Source organism: Nostoc sp. UCD121 (assembly GCF_014222285.1).
Taxonomy (GTDB): Bacteria; Cyanobacteriota; Cyanobacteriia; order Cyanobacteriales; family Nostocaceae; genus Nostoc.
Genome location: NZ_JACKZS010000123.1, coordinates 1 through 23,438, shown reverse-complemented (window position 1 = coordinate 23,438; position 23,438 = coordinate 1). Strand labels below are relative to the sequence as shown.

General features: G+C 49.0%; 19 protein-coding genes and 1 pseudogene. 4 read left to right on the top strand and 16 right to left on the bottom strand.

Annotation, left to right across the window (positions count from 1 at the left end):
* The 16 genes from GNF10_RS23160 to GNF10_RS23085 form a co-directional block, all read right to left on the bottom strand.
* The coding region (locus GNF10_RS23160) for an NAD(P)/FAD-dependent oxidoreductase (protein WP_185593054.1) at positions 1 to 1,100 on the bottom strand (1,100 nt) is incomplete at its 3' end.
* Between the two features lie 419 nt (positions 1,101 to 1,519).
* Positions 1,520 to 2,884, bottom strand: a complete 1,365-nt coding sequence (locus tag GNF10_RS23155) for an epoxide hydrolase family protein (RefSeq protein ID WP_185586349.1) — start codon at positions 2,882 to 2,884, stop codon at positions 1,520 to 1,522.
* A gap of 53 nt (positions 2,885 to 2,937) precedes the next feature.
* Complete coding sequence (locus GNF10_RS23150; protein WP_221643733.1) at positions 2,938 to 3,708, bottom strand: alpha/beta fold hydrolase; 771 nt, start codon at positions 3,706 to 3,708, stop codon at positions 2,938 to 2,940.
* Between the two features lie 339 nt (positions 3,709 to 4,047).
* A complete protein-coding gene (locus GNF10_RS23145) occupies positions 4,048 to 5,127 on the bottom strand; it encodes a nitronate monooxygenase family protein (protein ID WP_185586350.1) in 1,080 nt (359 codons plus the stop codon).
* Positions 5,128 to 5,471: 344 nt separating this feature from the next.
* Entirely contained in the window at positions 5,472 to 6,407 is a 936-nt protein-coding gene (locus tag GNF10_RS23140) for an NmrA family NAD(P)-binding protein (RefSeq protein WP_260446320.1), read from the bottom strand.
* A gap of 49 nt (positions 6,408 to 6,456) precedes the next feature.
* The gene (locus GNF10_RS23135; protein ID WP_221644661.1) at positions 6,457 to 7,548 is read right to left on the bottom strand and encodes a thioredoxin family protein; all 1,092 of its coding nucleotides are present in this window, start codon (positions 7,546 to 7,548) and stop codon (positions 6,457 to 6,459) included.
* Positions 7,549 to 7,591: 43 nt separating this feature from the next.
* Complete coding sequence (locus GNF10_RS23130; RefSeq protein WP_185586352.1) at positions 7,592 to 8,608, bottom strand: nitrilase-related carbon-nitrogen hydrolase; 1,017 nt, start codon at positions 8,606 to 8,608, stop codon at positions 7,592 to 7,594.
* Positions 8,609 to 8,990: 382 nt separating this feature from the next.
* Complete coding sequence (locus GNF10_RS23125) at positions 8,991 to 9,716, bottom strand: VOC family protein (RefSeq protein WP_260446036.1); 726 nt, start codon at positions 9,714 to 9,716, stop codon at positions 8,991 to 8,993.
* Positions 9,717 to 9,944: 228 nt separating this feature from the next.
* Positions 9,945 to 10,244: a hypothetical protein gene (locus GNF10_RS23120; protein WP_185586529.1), complete on the bottom strand. Its 300-nt coding sequence runs from the start codon at positions 10,242 to 10,244 to the stop codon at positions 9,945 to 9,947.
* A 53-nt stretch (positions 10,245 to 10,297) separates the two neighbouring features.
* Complete coding sequence (locus GNF10_RS23115) at positions 10,298 to 10,624, bottom strand: NIPSNAP family protein (RefSeq protein ID WP_185586530.1); 327 nt, start codon at positions 10,622 to 10,624, stop codon at positions 10,298 to 10,300.
* A gap of 81 nt (positions 10,625 to 10,705) precedes the next feature.
* Positions 10,706 to 11,416 carry an SDR family NAD(P)-dependent oxidoreductase gene (locus GNF10_RS23110; protein ID WP_185586531.1) on the bottom strand — a complete coding sequence of 237 codons (711 nt, stop codon included), beginning with the start codon at positions 11,414 to 11,416 and terminating at the stop codon, positions 10,706 to 10,708.
* A 59-nt stretch (positions 11,417 to 11,475) separates the two neighbouring features.
* A complete protein-coding gene (locus GNF10_RS23105) occupies positions 11,476 to 12,330 on the bottom strand; it encodes an oxidoreductase (protein WP_185586532.1) in 855 nt (284 codons plus the stop codon).
* Between the two features lie 136 nt (positions 12,331 to 12,466).
* Positions 12,467 to 12,970: a VOC family protein gene (locus GNF10_RS23100; RefSeq protein ID WP_185586533.1), complete on the bottom strand. Its 504-nt coding sequence runs from the start codon at positions 12,968 to 12,970 to the stop codon at positions 12,467 to 12,469.
* Positions 12,971 to 13,087: 117 nt separating this feature from the next.
* The gene (locus GNF10_RS23095; RefSeq protein WP_185586534.1) at positions 13,088 to 13,654 is read right to left on the bottom strand and encodes a DsbA family protein; all 567 of its coding nucleotides are present in this window, start codon (positions 13,652 to 13,654) and stop codon (positions 13,088 to 13,090) included.
* Between the two features lie 218 nt (positions 13,655 to 13,872).
* Positions 13,873 to 14,502, bottom strand: a complete 630-nt coding sequence (locus GNF10_RS23090; RefSeq protein WP_185586535.1) for a response regulator transcription factor — start codon at positions 14,500 to 14,502, stop codon at positions 13,873 to 13,875.
* Positions 14,499 to 20,435, bottom strand: a complete 5,937-nt coding sequence (locus tag GNF10_RS23085; protein ID WP_185586536.1) for an AAA family ATPase — start codon at positions 20,433 to 20,435, stop codon at positions 14,499 to 14,501. The genes GNF10_RS23090 and GNF10_RS23085 overlap by 4 nt, the downstream gene beginning before the upstream one ends.
* A 100-nt stretch (positions 20,436 to 20,535) precedes the next feature.
* On the opposite strand from GNF10_RS23085, the pseudogene GNF10_RS23080 reads away from it, so the two are divergent.
* From GNF10_RS23080 to GNF10_RS23065, 4 genes and pseudogenes are all read left to right on the top strand, one after another.
* Positions 20,536 to 20,867 (top strand): annotated as a pseudogene (locus tag GNF10_RS23080) (transposase); the annotation flags it as partial.
* Between the two features lie 310 nt (positions 20,868 to 21,177).
* On the top strand, positions 21,178 to 22,209 hold the full coding sequence (locus tag GNF10_RS23075; protein WP_185607241.1) for a site-specific integrase: 1,032 nt from the start codon (positions 21,178 to 21,180) through the stop codon (positions 22,207 to 22,209).
* Positions 22,210 to 22,212: 3 nt separating this feature from the next.
* Positions 22,213 to 22,680, top strand: a complete 468-nt coding sequence (locus GNF10_RS23070; RefSeq protein WP_185607240.1) for a hypothetical protein — start codon at positions 22,213 to 22,215, stop codon at positions 22,678 to 22,680.
* A 2-nt stretch (positions 22,681 to 22,682) separates the two neighbouring features.
* Positions 22,683 to 23,363 (top strand): hypothetical protein, encoded by a 681-nt coding sequence (locus tag GNF10_RS23065; RefSeq protein WP_185582385.1) that lies wholly within the window; start codon positions 22,683 to 22,685, stop codon positions 23,361 to 23,363.
* Positions 23,364 to 23,438: the final 75 nt, after the last annotated feature.

Sequence of the window (23,438 nt, the reverse complement as noted above, 5' to 3'; positions counted from 1 at the left end):
AGGGTGACTTCGCTCGCAGTAATGCCCTGTTTGTGAGCCTGCTCTAACGTCATACCCACTCGACCCACTTGTGGCTCAGTGTAGACGGCATAGCCTAATACCCGATCATTGCGTGTCCGGTGTTCGCCACACAGAATAGCTTTCAAGCGACGATAGTCTTCCCAAGAAACATGGGTAAAAGCAGGCTGTTTGGCAGCGTCTCCGATCGCATAAATTCCAGCGCAAGTCGTCTGAAACTGATCGTCGATTTTAATAAAACCCTGTGCATCTAATTCAATGCCTGTCACCGCAGAATTTAATGCCCCAGTATTTGGTTTGCGCCCAGTCGCAATCAGCAATGCTTCTCCATCGAGTATTTCACCATTATTCAGCGTTAGGGTAAACACACCGTTGGTATAAGTAACCTGCTGAACAGTCACGTTGAAATGCAGTCCAATTCCGTCTTGCTCAAAGGCATCACCAAGCACAGCACTGACATCAGATTCTTCTTGAGCCAGCAGGCGATCGCCCCGTACAATTAATTCGACTTGGCTCCCTAAACGTGCCATTCCCTGCCCTAACTCCAGGGCAATATAGCCACCGCCAACCACGAGCAACCGGGGCGGAATCTGCTGCAAATCAAAGAAATTTCGGTTGGTTAAATAAGGCGTTCCAGCTAAACCAGGAATCTCAGGAATGTTAGAGGATGTTCCTGTGTTGATAACAATGAGCGGAGCCTGCACAGTCACACCTCCTCCACTCACAGTTAGCTCTCCGGTGAAAACAGCTTCAGCGCAGATGACTCGAACCCCTGCACTCTCTAATCGCCGCTTGGTACCCTGGTTAAACTGGCTGCGAATGCTACGCACACGCTCCATCACCGCAGAAAAATCGACTTCAACCTGCGCGTGTATGCCTAGCTTCGCGGCTTGCCCTGCGCGACCTGCGGCATGGGCAGCAGCTAAAAAGACTTTAGAAGGAGTACAGCCATAGTTTACGCAACTGCCACCCAACGCATCGCGCTCAAATAGAACGACTTTTCGACCTGATGATGCAAAGTCAGCCGCGAGTGGAACTCCGCCCTGGCCACTTCCAATCACAATTACATCTGCTGTTTCCATTGTTACCTCTGTTGATAGCTGGTTATTACAGTTTGTCAAGTTCGACTGGCTTTGATTAAATCGGCTGCCTTCTCGCCAATCATGTTGGTAGTGCTATAAGGCAATACGCTTGGGTTAAGCCCAAAATCCTTGGTAGAGACGCAAAATTTTGCGTCTCTACAGTCTAAAAATTAGTACTAAAAATCCTTAACCCAAGCGTATTGTGCTATGAGGGACATCCAAGAATTAAATTTGGTTTGCTTTAAGCGATTCTCCAAAGGAGAGGCTACGCCAACGCAATAGAAACTGCAAAACTCGTCGGTTAAACTTTTCTGCATTCTCAATGAATGTGAAATGTTTGCCACCGCCCGGCGCTTCAAAAATTTCTAACGAAAGAGTTAGGAATGCTTTATTGAGCCAGACCTGCGATCTCTCTCAAACTAACGCAGTGACCTGAACGCCGCGCGGATCTCCTCAGAGAAAAGCTGCGGCTCCTCCCATGCTGCGAAGTGGCCGCCTTTATCAGCCTCATGGAAGTAGCTCAAATTGCGATAGGCGCGTCGGGCCCACGTCTCTGGAGCGCGATATAACTCATTCGGAAATACGGTGATGGCCACTGGGAGCGAGATATCGGCGGTTTTCTGTGCCATCGCGTTCAAGAGACTGGTATTCTTGTTCTCCCAGTACAGCCGCGCTGACGAAACCGCACTGTTCGTTAGCCAGTACAGCGTGATGTTGTCCAGCACCTCGTCTTTCGTCGGGGACTTTTCGGAATCGCCGCCGCTGTACGTCCACTGCGCGAAGCCTGGATGGCCGAGCATCCACGCCGCGAGACTGGTCGGCGAGTCCGTCAGTCCGTACCCGACAGTCTGCGGCTGCGTGCCCATCATCACGGCGTAGGCCCGTTTTTTCTTATTTAACGTGTCGAGTGAGTCGAACGCCGCGCGTTCCTTCTCGGAGAGTCCCAGTGGCGCAGACCCGCCTCCGGCAAGCACTGCGGCCACGTCGGGTGGTATCGTCGCCGGTAAGTTGATGTGGATACCGAGTAATCCTGTCGGTGCTTGGCGTGCCATCGCGCTGGAGATGGGCGACCCCCAGTCGCCGCCTTGAGCGACGTAGCGGGTGTACCGGAGGCGCTTCATCAGCTCCGCCCAGGCTCGCGCGATGTGGTCGGGGTTCCAACCTGTGCCCGTCGGCTTGCCGGAGAAGCCGTAGCCGGGAATTGACGGGATCACTAGGTCGAAAGCGTCCTCCGGGCGACCCCCGTAGGCCGTTGGGTCGGTCAGTGGGTTGATGATCTTTAGCTGTTCAAATACCGATCCAGGCCATCCATGCGTGACGATCAACGGCAAAGCGTTAGGATTTTTGGAGCGGACGTGGATAAAGTGGATATCCAGTCCGTCGATGTTCGTTACAAACTGCGGTAAGGCATTCAGCTTCGCTTCGGCTTTTTGCCAATCGTACTTCGTTCCCCAGTAACGGACGAGTTCCTTCATTGTCGCCAGTTGCACGCCCTGCGACTGGTCGGAGACAGTCTCGTTGTCAGGCCAGCGGGTCGCCGCAATGCGCCTGCGGAGATCGACGATCGCCTCTTGCGGGACGTGGACGCGGAAGGGACGGATGGCGTTCTCTTCGGTCGCGCTCGCCTTGCCTGCGACCTGGGTTTGTGCGTCGGTCTGGGCGAATTGCTGCCCAAGTACGCGAGCGGACGGTGCCAGCGTTGCCGCCAAGAGCGCGACCAGGAGTAGCGACAGGACGACTGCGGTACGGGCTTTGGTTTTGTAATGTACTTTTTTTATGGTCATAGTGTTTTCTCTTTGCTGCAAATTGTCCGTTTCACAACTTAGGCTAAACCCAATCAGTAACCGTCAACTTCGACGACAGCTTTGGCAAACTCCCTCGGTGCTTCTTGCGGCAGATTGTGACCGACACCGCCCTTGATGATCCGGTGTGCGTATTTGCCCGAAAATTTCCTTGCGTAGGTACTGGCATCTGGGTGCGGCGCACCGTTGGCTTCACCCTCCAGCGTGATGGTGGGTACGGCGATCGCGGGGGCTATGGCGAGCCGCTTCTCAATCTCGTCATACTTCGACTCGCCTTCGGCCAGGCCGAGCCGCCAGCGGTAGTTATGGATGACGATTTGGACGTGATCCGGGTTATTGAAAGCAGCCGCGCTGCGATCGAACGTCGCGTCATCGAAGTGCCATTGTGGCGAAGCCAGTTGCCAGATGAGCTTGTTGAAATCGTGCCGATATTTCTCGTAGCCCAGCTTGCCGCGTTCCGTCGCAAAATAGAATTGGTACCACCATTCGAGTTCGGCCTGCGGCAGCAGCGGCGACTTGTTGGCTTCAGGGCTGCCGATCAAATAGCCGCTCACGGAGACGAGCGCCTTGCAGCGCTCGGGCCAGAGCGCCGCGATGATGTCGGCTGTTCGCGCGCCCCAATCATAACCAGCGAGAATCGCCCTCTCGATCTTGAGCGCATCCATCAGCGCGATAATATCGACAGCGATCACTGACTGTTGCCCATTGCGGAACGTCTCGCTCGAAAGAAAGCGCGTCATACCATAGCCCCGCAGATATGGAATGATCGCCCTGTACCCCGCCGATGCCAACAAAGGAGCGAACATCGACATAGCTGTGAATGTCGTAGGGCCATCCATGCAGAAGGATTACCGGACGACCATTGGCGGGGCCAACCTCAGCGTATCCGACATTTAGAACACCAGCATCGATCTGTCTCAGTGAGCCGAACGACGTGTTTGTCCCCGACTTCATCATGGATAAAACTGCTGGTTTTGTTTTGCTCGATTGTGCGATCGCAGAACCGAATATGCCTAACTGTGTAGTAGCAATGGTCATAGCCGCAGCGCCCAAAAAGCGGCGGCGTTGATGGTTAATTTTCTCGGACATTTATCTTCTTCCAATTGGATTTAACTCAACTTGCTTTAATTGAATCGGCTATCTGTTTATTTGAGTTGTAAAGAAGCAGTTACGGCAAGAAATTCTTGTATCATTTTTTCGATCAGTTCACCTGCTGGGAGAGCTTCAGCTAATCCTGCTCCCTGTCCTGCCCACATACTGGCAAAATCTGGACTTGATTGTTGAGCAGAAGTCTGATACAAAACCCGCCCTATAGACATCTGAGCCGGGAATGGCAGCACTTTATCTCTGTTATTTTCCATTTCACGTATAAATCGATTTCGTATTGCTCTGGCGGGTTTGCCGGAAAATACTTCAGTAATAACCGTGTCTTCGTCCTTACACTTGAGTACAGCCTGCCTATAGACTTCTGGGATATTGTTCTCAGGACAGGCGAGAAAAGCGGTTCCCATCTGTACCCCGCTTGCCCCAAGTGCAAACGCAGCAACGATTCCACGAGCATCCATGATTCCGCCCGCCGCAACGACCGGAACTGACACCGCATCGGCTATTTGCGGCACTAAGGCTGCTGTTCCAATCAATCCGTGTTCATAAGGTACCGCAAAGGTTCCGCGATGACCTCCGGCTTCAAAGCCCTGGGCTATGATGACATCGACTCCTGCAACGACTAGAGCTTTTGCTTCACGAACGGTCGTCGCGGTTGCTAATACAATTGAGCCTATAGCGTGTATCTCACGAATTGCCTCAATTGGCGCAGGTCCAAAGTGGAAACTAAAAACAGGTACTTTCTCCTCAAGCAGGACAGTAAATTGTTCTAGGAATGGCCCTAGTATCGGTATTGGTTCGGGCACAGGTCCGGCGTCAAGTTCGTTGTGCCATTTTGTTAATAATTCAGACATCGGTGTTTGCTGCTCAGGCGTAAGTTGATACGCTTCAACTGCTGGAGCAAACAAATTAACTCCAAAGGGTTGGTCTGTCAGCTCTCGAAGTTGCCTGATAATGGAGCGAAGTTTAGCTGGTGCGGTGGCCGCACCACCATAGGAGCCAAGACCTCCTGCATTAGAAACAGCCGCAACCAACTCAGGTGTGGAAGCACCAGCCATCGGAGCCTGAATTATTGGATGCGTGATTTTGAGCAAATCTATCAGTTCTGTTTTAGGCCACATAAGTATCTCCCACGCGTGCTAATAGAAGCAAAATATATGTCTTTAAGCAATCGTCTGTCCGCATTATTCAGCTGTGACGGTGGGGAGGAGTTTGCAGTTCGGATGCTACAGGTTCGAGTTCCATAGCTCGCCCCATCGCTTGTCAAAAGATTTATGCACTGCGGAAAATCGCTCCACCGTTTACAGGCTTATACCTAATTGCGTTCAAAAATATTAGTTTTGGAAGGCAGGGAAACAGAGGGGCAGAGGAGGTATAAGTAGAATACTACGTATGGTTGCAACTTGGTATTACTTGCCGCATAGGCTGCCCTTCCTGGATTACCTAACTATGAGCGGACTGCCCCTCAAGCCGTGGCTTCACTTCGCGTGAATTCAGAGGCGTGCAATTTCACGAAGTCGTACACGTTAGTCGGCGTCTTGCCGGTGAGCTTGAACAGGTCATCTGTCATGCGGTCATACCGCCCCTGCGCGTGAAGTTCGGCCATCACCGAGAGGTGGTTGACGAGGTGCATTGGCACCCCAAACTCACGAAGGGTATCAGTCCACCCGGAGAGTGGCACGTTACGATAGCGGATAGTTCGGCCGAGTGCCTCGGAAAAGACGCGTGCGTAGTGATCCAGATCAGCCGACTCAAATCCGGTCAGATTGTAAACATGACCAATATGCGGGGCAGGGTCGTCGAGGATCGCAAAAACGGCGCGTGCCACATCAACAGCCGAGATCGGCGAGGTCTTGCTGTTACCCAGGGGCAGCGCCAGTTCGTCGCTGTCCCGGACGCCAGCAGCGGCGAGACGCAGGAAGAAGCCTTCAAGGAAAACCGTGGGCCGCACCGTGACGACCGGCAGCCCCGACCACGCCAATGCCTGTTCCGCAAGCCAGTGCAGCTTGTGCTGCGGGCTATCAGTAGTTTCGGTGATGCTCATCTGCGTCACCGTCATCTGCGACATATTCACGAAGACCTCGACCCCGTAGTGACGCGCCACCGCAGCGACGTTGACCGTGGCTTCGAGATAAGCCGCCGAGACTGACATCCCGAAATAGATGCGTGAAACACCTGCGATCGCCCGGTGCATCGAGGCAAGATCAGTTAAATCGCCTTGCACAACCTCGGCCCCAAGTTGGCGCAGTCCTTCAGCGCGTTCATCCTCCCGCCGGACTAAGGCACGTACCTTATGCCCTTTGGCAAGCAGCATTGCAGTGAGATTGCGGCCGATCGCACCGAGATCGCCAGCCGCTCCGGTCACGAGGATTGGGCTGTCATGTGTGGATTTCATCGTCATATCATTTACCTTCTTGTCGCTCGTTGCGAAGACATATTTGTTTGCGTGATCAACCAAACGTGAACGCGAAAGCCTCCACCCCGGAATCCAGAAACTCGATCTCGAACTGTCGATCTGTGATAGGCTTCGGTTGTCGAACCAGTTGGTACAACCGCTGTTCGCTAGCCGTGCCTTCGCCTCGCACATCGATGTCAAGTCCGCGAGCCGCAACTGTCGGCTGCCCATCTACAAGCACGCGAAACCGCACGGACGTTCCTCGCTCGGCCGGCCCCATGACGAGATGAAGGTCGCGTGCGTGGAAGCGGTACGCGATCCGTCCGCCGGACTTGTTCAGTACAATAGCTTGTCTTCCGATTGTCCAATCACCCGAAAGCGCCCATTGATTAGGTTTCAATTGCGCGGGGGCAGTATATAAATGACGCTTGTTTAACACCGCGCCGCCGGGAGACGCAAAATTTTCCGTTCTTTCGTAGCCGAGGTAGTTTTCAGGCGATTTCAGGCTGCCCCAATCGGCAGCAGCCTCAAAACCGCGAGCATCAACTTCGACCATTTCCTGACCGATATGGCCAGTTCCAGACTCAGACAGTAGCTGTTGAATGACCCTTTCCGATTGCTCGTACTCGCTCTCGCCGAATTGGTGATGCCGAATGCGTCCTTGCGTGTCTATAAAATAAAGGGCTGGCCAATAATGGTTCCCGAAAGCACGCCACACCGCATAATCGTTATCTACGGCGATCGGGTAGTCAATTCTCATTTCCGTCAAGGCTCGGCGGACATTATCAATATTCTTCTCGAATTCAAACTCCGGTGTATGTATACCAATTACTACTAGTCCCTGATCCTGATACTTCTCGGCCCACGCGCGAACATAAGGGAGTTGGCGCAGCCAATTGATGCAGGTATAAGTCCAGAAGTTGATCAGCACGACTTTTCCACGCAGTTCGTCCACTGTTAATGGCTGCGAATTGAGCCATGTGGTTGCGCCAACAAGAGACGGTAGTTCGCCTTCAATCGGTAACTCAGCCGTTGCTGACGTAGCGTGCTGTGTGGTGCAGCCGATCATGCCAAGCTGGGTAGCAGCAATAGTTTTAAGCATGGTTGTTAAAAAGTAGCGGCGATTATGATTGATTTTTTTAGACACGCACTGACCTCCCTGTCGTTGCGTTCGGATAGGTTCAGTAGAATTAGAGAATCTCGACAGTTCTCTCCTCGACGACCATGTGCGAGCCATTACCATTGGGGTGTGCGGTGCGCTCATGGACGGGCGACGTGGGTGTCCGATCGATCAACAAACTGAGCAGTTCGGGGCGGCTGTAATGACCGCGCGCGTCCATGAGCCGCTTACGGGCATCGATCTGGGCAAAGTCAAGCTCGGCAATCACTTCGCCTTCGCCCACTTTGAGAGGCTCGCCGATGATCTGGCCGTCTGGACTGACAATGGCAGTGAAGCAGCCGCCAGAAATCGGCTCGATCGCGCAACCCGTGTCCTTCATGATCTGAGCCTGCTGATCGGCATCCAGCCACGCGGTTGCACAGACGACAAAGCAGGCGGATTCAAGGGCGTGCTGGCGGACGTTAATTTCCGCTTGCTCCGCGAACAGCCGGCCGGCGAACGATCCGGGATACATCGCCGAGTGGATTTGCTCACCATCGGCGATCATTGCATACCGTGCCAAAGGATTGTTATGCTCCCAGCAGGCAAGTTGTCCGATGCGCCCAACGGCACTATCGATGGCACGCAAACCCGAGCCGTCACCCTGTCCCCAGAGTATCCGCTCGTTATAAGTCGGCGTAAGCTTGCGGCGGCGCTGGATTAGCGTCCCGTCTGCGTCGAACAGAAGCTGCGTATTGTAGATCGAGCCGCCGTCGCGCTCATTAACGCCGATCGAAACGACCATGTTTGCTTCCTTCGCGGCTTCGGCGATCGCCCGGGTTTCAGCAGACGGCACCGTAACCGACTGTTCAAGCAACCGCAGATGTTCCTTTGCCAACGCGAACGGGGCTAGCACATAGGAGAAGTAGGGGTAATAGGGAACGATGGTTTCGGGGAAGGTTGCGAACTGGATGCCTTGTTTGCCCAGCTCACGGATTTTCTTTACGATCTTCTCGACGGTACCCTCCCGGCTGTACAGCACGGGACTAATCTGCACGGCGGCGGCTTTAACGATCGCACTGGCAAGGATATTTTTAGTCTTTTCCATTGTTTTAAAATTTTACTGTTTATGTTAGGTAATAAATTATCTTCGGTAACAGCCGATCTTTTAATCTGATACGGATACGGGGTGAAGGAACGCTGCCGACACATCTGCGTAGGTTCCAAAGCGAGGACGCGGACGGGGGACGGGAGCCAGGGCCGTCCACCTCCTCGGGTTCAGCGCAGCGACCTGAGTTCCTGAGCAAAAATCGTTGGCTTCGTAAGCCTCTGCCGCTACCTAGTAGTTCGCCAAGGTAACTTGGCGGGGTAAAGGGTAAAGGTTTTTAGCCCCTTCCCCTTTAACCTTTACCCAGTGCAAACCCAGGAATTTTGGGTTGGCAGGCTACTAGTCGCCGGCGTACTCGGCGGGTGTGGCAACTCTGACCGCATCATCTGGAAAGAACAGGAAAAACCTCTTCCATGTAACGATCAGCGGCGGCGGCGGCCTCTTCTGGACTGCTGCCGTTCTGACGCGCGCTCAGGTAGGGCGCGTACCAGTCCCACCAGTGGTGTTCGGCGTGTGTCTTCTCGTAATGGTCGTGTTGCTCCGCCGTCTCACGGAGAAAATCTGCAAGGGTTGGAACATCTGTGGCTCGTGCCTGCGTCAACTTCCACTCGCGGCCGGGAAGTCGCTCCTTGATCTCCTGGAGCAGCCAGAGGTTCCCGTCTGGGTCCTCGAACGAGGCAAACGAGAAGTAGGAACGGTCTTGCGGGTCGCGTCCGCCAACGCGCGGGTTCTCCACGGTGTTGTTGAAGGGGCCGCCGGCGTAGTGGAAGATTTCGCTCACGTTGACACCGCGAGCGATTAAGTCTTCGCGGGCGGCATCGAGGTCATCCACGGCGAGTACCAGGCTGTACGCCGAGCCAGAATTATTCGGAGTGCCTCCTTTGCCGAAGATGATCGAGGCTTCGGAGTTGGGCGGCGTCATCTGCACGCCGCGGAAGTCGCCCTCCGCTATGTCGATGTCTAGCCGCCAACCGAGATTCTCGTAGAATGCTTTCGCGCGGTCAACGTCGGAAACGCTGAACAGCACAACTTCGAGTTTCATGTTTGGACTGTTTACGTGATTGCTACTCATATTGTTCTCCTTTTGGTTGGTAAATTTGATGTTCAAATTGGTTACTTTTCATTCTTCTGTGATCGTCCAATGCACACCACTCAAGTTCTTTGAGTTAAAACGCGACTTATTGCTTTAATTGAGTCGGCTATTTGTTTCAAATGTGCGTATTGGTGTTGGTCTAGCGCAAAAAAAGCGGAAGGATGAATGCTGCAAATCTATTTCTGGGGGGTGTTTCCCGCCTTTGAAGCGTCTCTAAATGCGATCGCACCCCCAAACAGACTTTTATTTGATCTCAGCCGGATCGAACTCGGTAACTCGTCCCGGACGGGCAGCGAGAAATACATCGTAAGAAGTGCAATAGGCAATGGTGACATCATTGGCTTGGTTATAAAGATGAACCACCGTATTCGCTCCTCCAGGTTGGAGCACAATGGGTTCCAGATCGCCAAAAAACAGACGACGAATAGTATCTCCACTGCCCAATTCATCCCTTAATTTCTTTAACAGAGCCAATTTCCCTTCCAGGGTTGGGGGGGTTGGATCAGCGGGATGCTTTGCTTGGCTCGTTGTTGCTTGACTCATGATTGTTACTCTCCAATGTTGTTGAAATAGACTGGTCAAACTTTTCTATGTCCTCACTTCACCGAGGAAAAGGCGGTCGGTGCCAGCAACTCGTTGCTGATGTTCTGCACAAGTTGACCGTCCTTCTCGGTTTCGGTGCTGATCGCGATCCATTCGGGGTCGGCGAGGAATGCGTTCCAGCGCTCCTGGCGTTCAGCTATGCTGTCCCAGGCAAGCATATAAGTAAGCTGCTGATTGCTCTCGCCGATTAACGTTGTCCAAAATCCGGCTTGGCGAATGCCATGCTTTTCCCAAATCTGTAGCGTGTGATTCTGGAAGCGCGACAGCAGCGCAGGTAGTCGTCCGGGCATGGCGTGATAAATGCGTAATTCGTAGATCATGCCTGTGTTCCTTTAAAGGTTAAGCGGTTGAGCAACTCTGGTTGAGAGCGCCAGAGTCATTCTTCTTGGCGCAAGGTGGTGTCAGTGCCCCGCACTCTGTCCACCATCTACATGAAGGATTTCGCCCGTCACGAAGTTGGCTGATTCGAGGTAGAGGATTGCATCAACGATGTCGGAGATTTCGCCCATACGACCGATCGGGTGCAGAGCATTGAGCTGTGCATGGGTTTCGACAGGATGCATTGGCGTTTTGATGGTACCCAGCGCGACAGCGTTCACCCGGATACCGCGCTTGGCATACTCGATCGCCAGCGATTTGGTCGCGGCATTCAGTCCGCCCTTGGTCAGCGACGCGAGTACGGACGGTACGCCAGCGATCGGGTTATCAACCAGGCTCGTCGAAATCTGCACGATATGACCGCTGCCCTGCTTCTCCATCTCGGCGATCGCGAGTTGCGTCATGTGAAAGAAGCCAGTGACGTTTGTGCCTAGATATACCTCATAGTCAGCCTCGGTGTATTCGGTAAATGGCTTGGCGATGAAGATACCCGCGTTGTTGATGAGCGTGTCGATGCGCCCGAAGCGAGTCATGGCTTCGACGATCGCACGTTCGGCGGTTTTTCGATTGGCGATGTCACCTGACACTGCGAGGATTGCATCATCATCCGATGGCTGAATTGAGCGTGAGATAGCGACCACCCGATAGTTGCGATCGCGGTATGCCTTGACGAGGGCTGCGCCGATGCCCTGCGATGCGCCGGTAATAATAGCGACTTTCTGTTCGGTACTCATGATAAAACTCCTTTGGAAATACTGTGTGAATGTATGAATGTTACAAGTCAGGCAATGGTCTAAGCTGTGATGCGCTGGTCATGGTCGGTGCTGGTAGCGACTGGCAGCCATGCTTCAATTTCCTGTGCCATTTTCGCGGCGTTGCTCTGGTACATTGCGATCGTGTCCTTCCCGACGGGCAAATGCAGCGGCGGACGTTCTGTATTGGCGAGTTGAAGAATCACCTGGGCAAACTTTTTCGGATCGCCAGGTTGGTGTCCGTGTAGCGCATCGGCTCCGCTACGCATCGGTCCTACTGTTTCCTGGTAATCGTCGATAATGGTTTTAGCGGCGGTATATGATTCAGCGCTCAGAAAGTCAGTACTAAAAAGACCGGGAGCTACTGCCGTGACGTGGATGCCGAGCGGTGCTACTTCGAGGGCTAACCCTTTTGAGAGACCTTCGATCGCAAATTTAGTAGACCCATACAATCCCCAGCCCGGAACTGCATCGTAGCCGAACAGCGATGTGATATTGATGACCCGCCCGGATTTTTGCTGGCGCAGGTACGGCAATATCGCACGAGTCACGTTCAGTAACCCAAACACGTTGGTATCATACTGTTTGCGGACTTCGGCATCCGTGGCTTCTTCGATCGCAGTAATCATGCCAAACCCGGCATTGTTGACTAAGACATCAACCCGTCCGAAACGGGCAATGCTCTGCTTGACAGCCTCTTGTACCTGATCTTCCTGGGTGACATCTATCTGCACAACGTACAGATCCGGGTGGTTATGCAGGGTAGCGGCGAGTTGTGCAGGCTGACTGCGAACCGTCGCTACTACTTGGTCGCCTGCTGCCAGGGCTGCTCTGGCAATTTCTAACCCAAAGCCTCTGGAGGCTCCGGTAATGAACCATACTTTCTGCGTTTTCATTGTGTATCCTCGTTTTAGGTGTTGTCTAGTTTGTTGGCTTTAGCTCTTTCGGTTAGTGCATAACTGCTGCACTGATGGTGAGTATCAAAAGGAGCGAAAAACCTGATCCCTTGATCCTTAATCGATTGATGTCCCGTTACCGTCCGGGAGCGCGTTTCTTCACTTCTTGGAGCACCCAACCGTTGCCGTCTGGATCGCTGAACGAGGCAAAGGAGGCATAGTCGCGACGTTGTGGATCGGGGCCAGGTACTCGTCCCTCGGTTCCGGCGTGGTGGAAGATCCCGCCCACGTCGTGGAACACCTCACTCACCTCGACACCCCGATCGACGAGTTCGGCGCGGGCTGCCTCGATGTCGTAAACTATGAGGTACAGACCCTGAACTGAACCCGGCGCGGCTAACGTAACTCCTTTACCAAAGATGATCGAGGCTTCTGAGCGAGGAGGCGTTAGCTGCACTACTCGGAAGTCCTTATCGGTAACGAAGTCAGCATCCAGCCGCCATCCCAACGTCTCATAGAAGTGCTTGGAGCGATCGGCATCGGAGACGGGTAATACCACAACTTCGAGTTTCATGTTTTGACTGTTTACGGGATTGCTACTCATCTTGTTCTCCTTTAGATTGGTGAGATTGCTGCCCATTTGCTTAGACTTCAGTCTTGTGCGATCGCAATGCGACCATCGCTCAATTCAGAACACTCAAGTTCTTTGAGCAAAAACGCAACTTAATCGTTTTGCTTTGAATTGTGTAATTGAGGATCAAACTACTTGATTACTTGCAGCGATAATAGCTGCCATCAACTGCTCCATGTCCCAGCGAGCGCGATACCGAATTCCATTAATAAATAAAGCTGGTGCAGTTACTACTCCACTTTGGCGACCACTTTCGATATCTTGATTAATGCGGTCAACATGGACTTTTTTGGAGATATCCTGCAAAAATTGGCAGATGTCGAGACCTAAATCATTGGCATACTCAACGAGATAGCCGTTTCCCAATGCCTCTTGATGGGTGAGTATATCGTGCATCTGCCAAAACTGACCTTGCGCTGCTGCTGCTTCCGCGGCTTCTGCTGCCTTTTGTGCTTGAGGATAGATTGAATGTTCGATAAAGTGACGAAACACTACACAAATCGAATTTTTCTCAGTCAGCCCGGAATTGAAATCTTGAACAATTGCCTGAATCAACTGATGCATTTCCCTGAACTGAAGACATTGGTAATTTCCATATTCCACGAGTATGACCGGGGCATTGAGCATCCCCTGATAGCGATCGCGTTGGGAAGGCGGAACAAAAAGTTGATTAAAATTACTATCTTGATTCATGGGATACTGTATCAAAAAGGGTTGATCACAGCATCAAGGGATTGGCATTACTCCTATCTGTGATTCCTCCCGACTCCGTTTTTTCTATGTATTTAGCTTATGAAACTAATTCAGCTTTGTCGCCAACTCAGAGTTGAGTAATTGAAGGGATGAAAGAACAGTTGCTTACTATCTCTACAACGAACCCTCAACCGAACTTAAGTTCAGTTTTGCTTGTTTTACAACTTGGCGAGTCCCCGCTTCAGTGCGGTAATCACCGCTTGAGTGCGATCGCTCACACCTAATTTGCTCAAAATTTTGTTGATGTGAAATTTGACGGTACTTTCAGTAATATTCAAAGCCGCAGCAATATCGTGATTACTCAAGCCAAGCACCATCTGACGAATAACTTCTTGTTCTCGATCGCTCAACTCTGGAATGTTCATCCGTTGCACCAGTTTGGCAGCGACTTCGGAAGGGATATATTGTTGCCCACTGTGAACAATATGAATTGCATTCAGGAGTGCATCCGGTTCAGCGTCCTTCAGCAGATAGCCTTTGGCTCCGGCGCGTAATGCTCGATAAATATCTTCGTCCCCGTCATAAGTGGTCAGTACAATCATCCGGGCATGGGCGAATTCAGCACAGATGGCAACGATCGCATCAACGCCGCTTACCTGGGGCATCCGTAAGTCGATCAAGGTGACATCAGGCTGGAGTTGTTTATATTGAGCGATCGCTTCTTGTCCATTGCCAGCTTGACCTACTGCCGTCATATCTGGCTCATTCTCAATCATCGCGGCCAGTCCTTGCCGGACGATTGAGTGATCGTCAACAATCAAAACGCGGATTACTGTAGACTGACTCATGCTGATGCCTCCCGATGTACAGATACGCTCGTTTCTGTTCCCTGCCCCAGTCGGCTCTCAATTGAGAGTTGTGCCCCAATGCGTTCCGCTCGTTCGGTAATCCCCAGTAAGCCAAACCCCCGATTTAGGGTTGTATGATTGGCTTCAAATCCTTGTCCATTGTCTTTAATTCGTAAGAAGAATTGCGTTGGTTCATAAATTAATTCAATCCGAATTTCGTTTGCATTAGCATATCTAATTGAATTTGTAAATGCTTCCTGTGCAATTCTCAGCAGATTATTATCTGTTTCAGGGGGTAACGTATAGGGCGTGCCGATAATATCACAGATCAAGCTGGTTTCAGTTGAAGATTGCATTGTAACTACAAATCGTTGTAGTGCCGTCCAGAGATTGCCGTCTTCTAGGGATTGGGGACGCAGTGCTGCAACCGAGCGTCGAGCTTCTGTCAGCCCGGTGCGAGCCAAATCTCGCACGGTATTAATATGTGTTTGAATTGCTTGGGGGTTAGTTGCCACTAATCGAGAAACGGTTCCCATGTGAACCAGAATCCCCGTAAAGGCTTGCGCGAGAGTGTCATGAATTTCCCGTGCCATACGGTTGCGTTCCTCTAAGATTGAGGCTTCTTCGGCACGTTTGCGATCGCTGATATCTGTAATCAGACCATAGTATCCTTTGACTTGACCATTGTCATCGAAATCCGGGATGAGAGAATTACTGATATATTTCTTGCCAAACACACAGGGCATTTCTGCCTCATAGGTTGTGATTTGCCCTGCTAGTACTTGATTGATGTACGGTTGTGCAACTTGATAAGCCGCCTCACCCAAGTTGTCGCAAATATGTTTGCCCAGAATCTCACCTCGACTACGTTGAAACCATTCCTCGTATGTGCGGTTGACAAACCGATAACGCTGGTCGGCATCTACATAAGTGATACAAACAGGTAGAGCGTCCGTGATCAGCCGTAATTCTTGTTCTCGCTCGCGCAGTTCTGCTTGGCTTTGCTGTAAAGCCGCCGTTCTTTGAACGACCTGTTGCTCTAAGGTGCGGTTGTAATTGGCTAAGAGGTGTTCTGCTTGTTTGCGCTCTGTGATGTCTTGAAAGGTGGCGATCGCATACGCCACCTTACCCTGTTTACCAAAGACTGGCGTTCCCCATATCTCAACTGGGATGATAGTATTGCCTCGGTGAATTTCTAAATCATCCGTTCTCGTGCGTTCGCCTTTCAACGCCCGGTATAGATTCAGTTTTTCAGTGGGATATTTTTGATTCGTTCCAGCTACATAGGTTTGATACGTCTCTGCAAGTTGATCCATTGTTACGGAAGAAACAACCCCTTTGCCTGTTAGCTGAGTTGCTTGTTGATTGAAGTAGTAAGGGCGACCCGCCGCATCCACAACTGCAACTCCTAATGGAATCGCTTCTAAAAATTGAGTCATTCGACTTTCGCTCGCGCGTAGCTCTGAATAGAGTTTGGCATTTTCGATCGCAATTGCTGCCTGAGTAGATAGTAAATTTAGAAGTTGTGAGCGTTCTGCTGTGAATGCCCCAGATACTAACCGATTTTCCAGATACAGCACACCAACAAGTTTACTTTGATTCAACAACGGCAAACAAAGAAGTGATTTCGTTTGGTTCTGCTGAATATATGGCTCATTAATGAAATTACCTTCACGAGTTGCATCATTTAAGATTACAGATTCATGAGTCCGAATCACATAATGAATGATGGATTCGGGTAAGCGATTTACCATTGAAATCGATTGCAGTACTTGTGTAGTACAGAAATTCGCACCATCATTGAGTTCACAAGCAGCCTCGATCGCCCATTCTCCTGCGTTTTCTAAAATCAAGCATCCAGTTTGTGCCCCAGCATTCTCAATTAATATCTGCATCAAAGAATTGAGTAACTGATCCAGTTCAATTTCACGAGAGATGGCTTGAGATGCTTTCATCACCGCCGCTAAATCTAAAGCGATATCTGAGCTATTAGAAGTAGTTCCAGCAGTGGTATGAACTGGTGTGCCAGCCACACTCAGCGATTGAGGAAAAAACTGTGGATAGCGAGTCTCTAAATCTTTGGCTTTTGCGGTTGCTCCCCACCGCTCATAGCAGTAATGGGCTTCCTTCATATAAAGTTGAGCAAACCTTTCTCGACCACGAGCCAAGTAATGTTTGGCAGCTAACTCATAGCTTAAAGCTTCTTCTTGAAGGTACTTATTTTCTTTAGCACCAAAAATTGCTTGTTCGTAAAACTCCTCTGCCTCAAAAAACTGACCCAAAACTCGTGCTTTCTCTGCCTCAACTAACTGAAATTTATGCAAAAAATTCATGGGTGCATGGTGTGCCCATTTCTGCATTTTTTCCTGGTTGGCGTTAACGCGATTCAAGCAAGCTGCTTTTTCAGAGTTTGAAGCATCCGCCAACAAGCTCAGAAATATTAGAGAGTCATAGAAATGAAATAGAGGTACAGAGATTATTGCTGTGGCTGCGCCTAAATACTGTTCTGCCAAAGTAGCCGTTTTTGCAGCTTGCTCATACTCCCCGAACAGATAGCATAAAATCAGCTTATTTAAGTAAAAGTAGTGAAGGCTAGTTCCATCTTTGACAGCGATCGGCCGTGATAGTGCTTGCTCTTCGTCATAGATACAACCCACTAAGCGACTTGGATTTTCAGATTGACCTCGCAGGTTAAGGATCGTTTGCTGCAACATTGCCAGCCAAATGGAAGCAGTCTCTCGTCTAATTTGATTGGTGGCTTTACGATAAATCGCTGTTTGTTGTTCCAGTTCTGTCAGTTCTTGTCCTGCAAAAAAGGGGTAATAACATAGGCTGAATGCACAATAACTCGCAAATTCAAACTCTCCACTTTCTATACCGCTTTGATAAGCCTCAGCTAAACTAGGGAACGTCTCTTTCAGGTGGTCTTTCCAGTGAATTATATGAAAATTCACCATCAGCAATGCTTTGCAGTTAGCTTTCTTGTTACTTAATCTTTTCGCCAAATTTAAGGAGAGTTTGCCAAATCGATAGCCCAGTTCAATATCTTGTACAACTCCACATAGCATCATGCCATAGGCAGCATAACCAAGCAGTGACCAGGTAGCATTTCCATTGGCGATCGATAAATTCACCATTTTGCATACAATCAGCACCATCAAAGCGGGTGACACATTGAAAGCCGCTCCCACCGTGCTGACTAAAATGTAGATTGCTGCCAGTGGCACAGGTTCAGTCATCTCTGGCAAATCAATCAAATCTTCAATTTCCCGCCCAACGAGTCGTGAAGCGGTTTCCTCTAATCCTGCTTGAACGTCTAACTGACTTGGAGCTTCCACTAAACTAATTCCCAAGAGTTGCAGCACTTCCAAGCCAGTTTTAAGGGCTTCTTTAGGGTCTCCCTGCGACAGCCATGCTTGAATTCTGCTATCGTAAGCTTTCACTTTATCAAGCACTGTCTTTGCACAGTTAAGCACTTCTTCTACAAGCCGTTCCATTTCGTCAAAGTGACCACTGAGGTATGCTGCCTCTGCGGCCTCGGAATACAACACCAAAGTTAGGTCATACTCACGCTGCCAACTTTCTACTTCAAGCAGTTTAAGCCCTGTATTGCAATACTTGAAAGCTGCTTCATAAGCCGTCGCTGCCAGCGCTTTTTGACCTGCTTGCAAATTCAGTTTGGCAATCTCATTCCGTTCAGATTCCTCAGTGATTAACTCGGTTCCATAATTCAGTTGGTCAACAATTTCAAACAACCGCTCTGCTAGCTGCTCCGGCAAAGTCTTTTCGAGTAAATTGCGACCGATTTGCAGATGTACCCCAAGTTTTTGCGACTCATCGATTAAGGTGTATGCTGCTTGTTGTACGCGATCGTGCAAAAACTTATATTCTTGAACTAATAGGTTTTCGTCTAATTCAGATATAGGTTGAATTAATCCAGCTTGAATGGCTACTAGTAAATCTAGAGAAATTGCTTTAGGAGATTGTTGGCAAACAATAGCTAATGTATCTAAATCAAATTCAGCGCCAATACAAGCCGCTAACCGGAGAATTTGCTGTGTATTCTCTGGTAGTTTCTTGAGCTTGAGAAGCATCAACTCCACCACATTATCAGTGATATTTTGGGCTTCAATCTGAGCAATGTTCCATTGCCAGCTTAGGCTTTTCACATCAAAGGTCAGAAGATTTTCGCACTCCAGCATTCTCAAAAATTCACCGGCAAAGAAAGGATTGCCCTCGGTTTTACGCAGTACTAACTGGGCTAAGGAACAAACTGTGTCTGCATCCCGATGCAATGTCTCGGCAATCAACTGACTCAACGGCTCAAAGGTTAATGGTGCTAGAACAATTTCCTCAAGCACAGCTCCTTGTTTTCGCAGTCGCTCCAGCGTTAATACCAACGGATGCGTTTGATTCACCTCATTATCTCGATAAGCTCCAATTAAAAACAGAAATTGGGTTTGCTCATCGAGTAGCATTAACTCAATTAACTTCAACGTGGCTGAGTCGATCCACTGCAAATCATCTAAAAATATCACAAGCGGATGTGACTCTGAACAAAACACCCGCACAAACTTCTGAAAAATTAGATTGAAGCGATTTTCAGCTTCCGTTGCCCCAACTTCCGGTACTGGCGGCTGCTTGCCGATAATTAATTCAACTTCCGGGATGATATCAATGATAATTTGTCCGTTGGTTCCCAAAGCTGTTAAGAGTTGCGATCGCCATTGTTGCACTTGCTCGTCTGGTTCACCGAGCAATTGTTGTACCAATTTTTGCAGGGCATCTGCGATCGCGCTGTAAGGAATATTGCGCCCAAATTGGTCAAATTTTCCGGAGATAAAATAGCCACGCTTTTGGGTGATGGGCTGATAGAGTTCCTGTACTAACGCAGATTTGCCAACCCCAGCGTAGCCAGATACCAACATCATCTCGACTTGAAATTGAAAGTCTTCTTGATTCCCCATTCCTGCTACTCTGTCAAACGCTGCTAATAATGCTTCAATCTCTGCTTCGCGTCCATACAATTTTTGGGGAATTTGAAACCGATCTGAAACGTCTTGAAGACCCAGTTGAATGTGGTCAATTTGATCGGTTTGTGCGAACTGGCGAAGAACGATTTCTAAATCTGCTTTGATGCCCCAAGCACTCTGATACCGCTCCTCTGCATTTTTCGCCATCAATTTCAAAACGATATCTGAAACGGCTTTAGGGATCGCTGCATTCAATTCGTGAGGTGGAATAGGCTGTTTAGCAATATGACAATGGACTAGCTCAAGGATATCTGTTGTGGGAAACGGCAGATGTCCGGTTAGAAGTTCGTAGAACGTCACACCAAGGGAGTAAAAATCGGTGCGGTAATCGAGCAAACGGTTCATTCTTCCTGTTTGCTCTGGAGATAGGTATGCGAGTGTCCCTTCTAAAACATGAGGACTTTTGAAGGTTGGATTTGTGCGGTTAAATTGGGTGGCAATTCCAAAGTCAATAATTTTGACAACGCCAGTATCCAGATTAAGGACTATGTTTCCAGGGTTGATATCTTTATGAATAACATTAGCTGCATGGATTCTGCCCAGAATGTCACAAATAGCGATCGCAAGACCAAGAAAAATGGATAAAGGCATCGGGTAGAATATATCTGGACGCTTGTGCATCCATTGCTCTAAGGACTCTGCCCCAAAATCTTCTAGGAGAATCACCAGAGTGCGTTGATAATCCTGCTGGCTGTATGCCTTCACCGCTCCTTGCAAGTTAAGGGAACTGATAATTTTATATTCCTGTCTGTAACGCGTTAGTTCTTGAGGTGAGGGATAATCAAGCTTTAGCATTTTTACGACGATCCCTACTCCGTCGTCTCTGATGCCCCGATAAACTAGAGAATTAGAACTTTCGTATATCTTGTCTTGGATAGCAATACCAGGTAGAGCAATCATAGAGCAACTCTTGGGAGTATAATCTGGCATACCTCAAACTATACAGCAATTCTTATGCGGGTTGAGGATCTAGCTCTTCAAGCCAATATGTCTCCTTCTTGGGTTAGACTTTGGGCTTTCGGAATCTGCGGTTTGTCGAATAGTTTTTAAAATTGAAAATATTTTAACTAAGTCAAGAAAGTTTAGTTTGCCGGGGAAAAAATAATTATGGAAAATGTCCTCTGAAGAATATTTATTTATAATGGATGTCACGGATAGTCCAATTGAAAAACCTAAGAAAGGTCAAAAAAGGTTTTTAGTGGAAAACAGGGAGACCATACTTTAAAAATTCAGGTAGTAATAATAAAAAAAAGCAGCCAAATCATCTTTTTTGGGCATGATAAAGAGAGAATTCATGATTGTCCCTTATTTAAAAATAGTGAAATTAAATTTGGAAATTTCTGACTCAACGCAATGTATTTCTTGAGAGTTACCATTCACCAATAAGGTAAAGCTGATCCGCCAGGAGTCTTGCGCAGAGAATTAGTATTTTTTACTCTACATCTAGAAAAGCAAGTGTCCAATATTGGCGGCTATAAAAGGACAGTTAGTTCACTTACCCAAGATTTGTAAACATTTTCAACAATTCACCTCAGTACCAAGATTAAGAAGCATTCTAGTGACACGCTAGCCAGATTTTCCCTAAAGTCACATACAATTTTGGGTGTTAGTTCCATACTGCTTCTAGGCGCTCGCGATCAAGATGGTAAATAATCCTCAGTTTGACAACCTACCGCCAATCAAGTTGATCCACATACAGGATCAAGCACCATCAACCCTACAGGGAGAATCTAGAAGCAGGGCAGGAAAAATAGCTGCACCCACAGACATACGGTGGGTAAAAGTACTGGAATTTTTACGCAGCAACAATCTCGCACTCAATAGCCGCAAGCTTTATGAACGCGAACTCAAAAGGTTTTTGGCTTGGAGTGAACTACATTATCATGAACTGCGTCCACGTCATCTTGCGCTATATAAAGAATATCTCCGTGATGAAATACAGACTGATGCAGGTAAACCGCTTTCCAAAAGCAGCATCAATGCAGGAATTGCAGCTCTCAAAAGCTTTTTCAAATGGATGTGCTATACGTATCCTGAAATTATTTCTACTAATCCGACACTGGGGATTAAACTGGAAAAAGTACCACTGCCACCAGCCCAGAGTTTAACCCCAGAAGAGATGGAACAGGTTTGGTCAGCGTTGGAATTGCTGGGAGAAACAAAGCAACGGGATACAGCACTCGTTCACATTCTCAGTCATGGACTCCGGGCTGGGGAAGTTGTGCAGCTAAATGTTGGCTCCTTTGATGGCAAGCTGCTATTTTTACCAGACACCAAAACCAATGAACCACGCTTAGTTCCACTGCGAAAAGAGAGCCGGGAAGTTTTAGCAGAGTATTTGCAATTGCGCGAACAGCAAGGAGAGGTTTTGACCAGCCTCACCCCACTGATGATTTCACACCATGCTTCATACAAAGGTGAACGCTTGAGTTATCACGGCATTTACTTCGCTGTGGAAAAAATCGGTGAAATAGCTCACATTGAGGATTTGCACCCTCACTCCTTTCGCCACACCTATGCCACCGACTTATTGCTATTGGGAGTTGACCCCAGCCATGCCCGTAAGCTAACGGGACATCAAAGCGAGAAAGCGTTTCGGCGCTATACGCTTCGTAGCGAACAAGAAGCGGCGATCGCTGCTTACTATCGTGCGATTGGCGAAGAAGCAGAGTAAGGTATGCCGAAGCCGTTAGATCCCAAGTGTCAGTTATGCGCCAAGTTACCAACAACCCAAGCTAAAGTGCTGCATGGAACAGCAGGGGATGGGTGTTGGAATCCAAAAGTCTGTCATAATCGCCGTTCGTTTTACCGCCACCGCTCCTTTGATAATTCAGCAGAAATTGATTCAGTAACAGTCGAACCACCAGCAACATATTTTGCAGTGCTGTATTTGTATAAAGAACCAGGGGATAAACCATTACACGCCTTGGGCGCAGAACTCTGGCTGGGGCAACAGCCTATTTGTCGCTTAGAACCAATTCACTGCTTTGGGCTAACGGCTGGTAAGATACGCACCTATACAGATCAGGTGTTGCAGGCTTTTGCCAAACAATACAGTGTTTCACTATATCAGTATAAGGATATGTTTGAGATTAGCTCAAGCTACTGCCCAGTGCGACCCTGCCCGTTAAATCCTGAATTGTAGCAATGACCACATACCGCCAATTAACAATTTGGGATGTATTAGATGAGTTGTCCGAATCTCCACCCACATCTTCACTTGTACCGATGTGGGAATGTTTAGATGCCGAGCTAGAAAAATTACCCTTGGAGGCACAGTTATCAACCGCAGCGCTTGCCTTCAGTCAGATTGCAGATATTCTCAAGTCTCGTGCCGAAGTGCTGTTGCAAGATACCCGCGATCGCAATAACCCAAAGGGGCCAATTGTTAGCACCGATCTCTTTGCTGGTCTAGTACGGACAACAATGCACCTAGATTTAGATGATTTGATTGAACCGCAAACACCACAAACCTTTAAACCACATGGCCCGCGCCAATTTTCATCTCCTACTGAGTTGGGTGATTCTGTAGCAGCACCTGTTGAAAAAGTAAATGTTTTGGCAATGCTCGATGAGGTGACAACTTTAGAAGATGTCCGCAATTTGGCATCAGATGAGGATGTGGAAAAATGGCAGAGTGCGATCGCTAACTACCTGATAAATGTCAAAGATGAAATTTCTCTGACTAAATTACAACAGGGATTGAAAATGCCAATGGTGGAGGTGTGGTTAGGATTGTTATTGGGTGGCTTTACATTAGAACAGCGTGGTGATTTTTATCACAACCGTAATGTCTGGGTGAAAAGCTCTCCTTCCTACTACCAATAAGTAAATCAGGGAAACAATTTGAAGGGTTTTTACTAAAGCGACCTCTTGCAGATATCTTGAAGCGATCGCCCATAT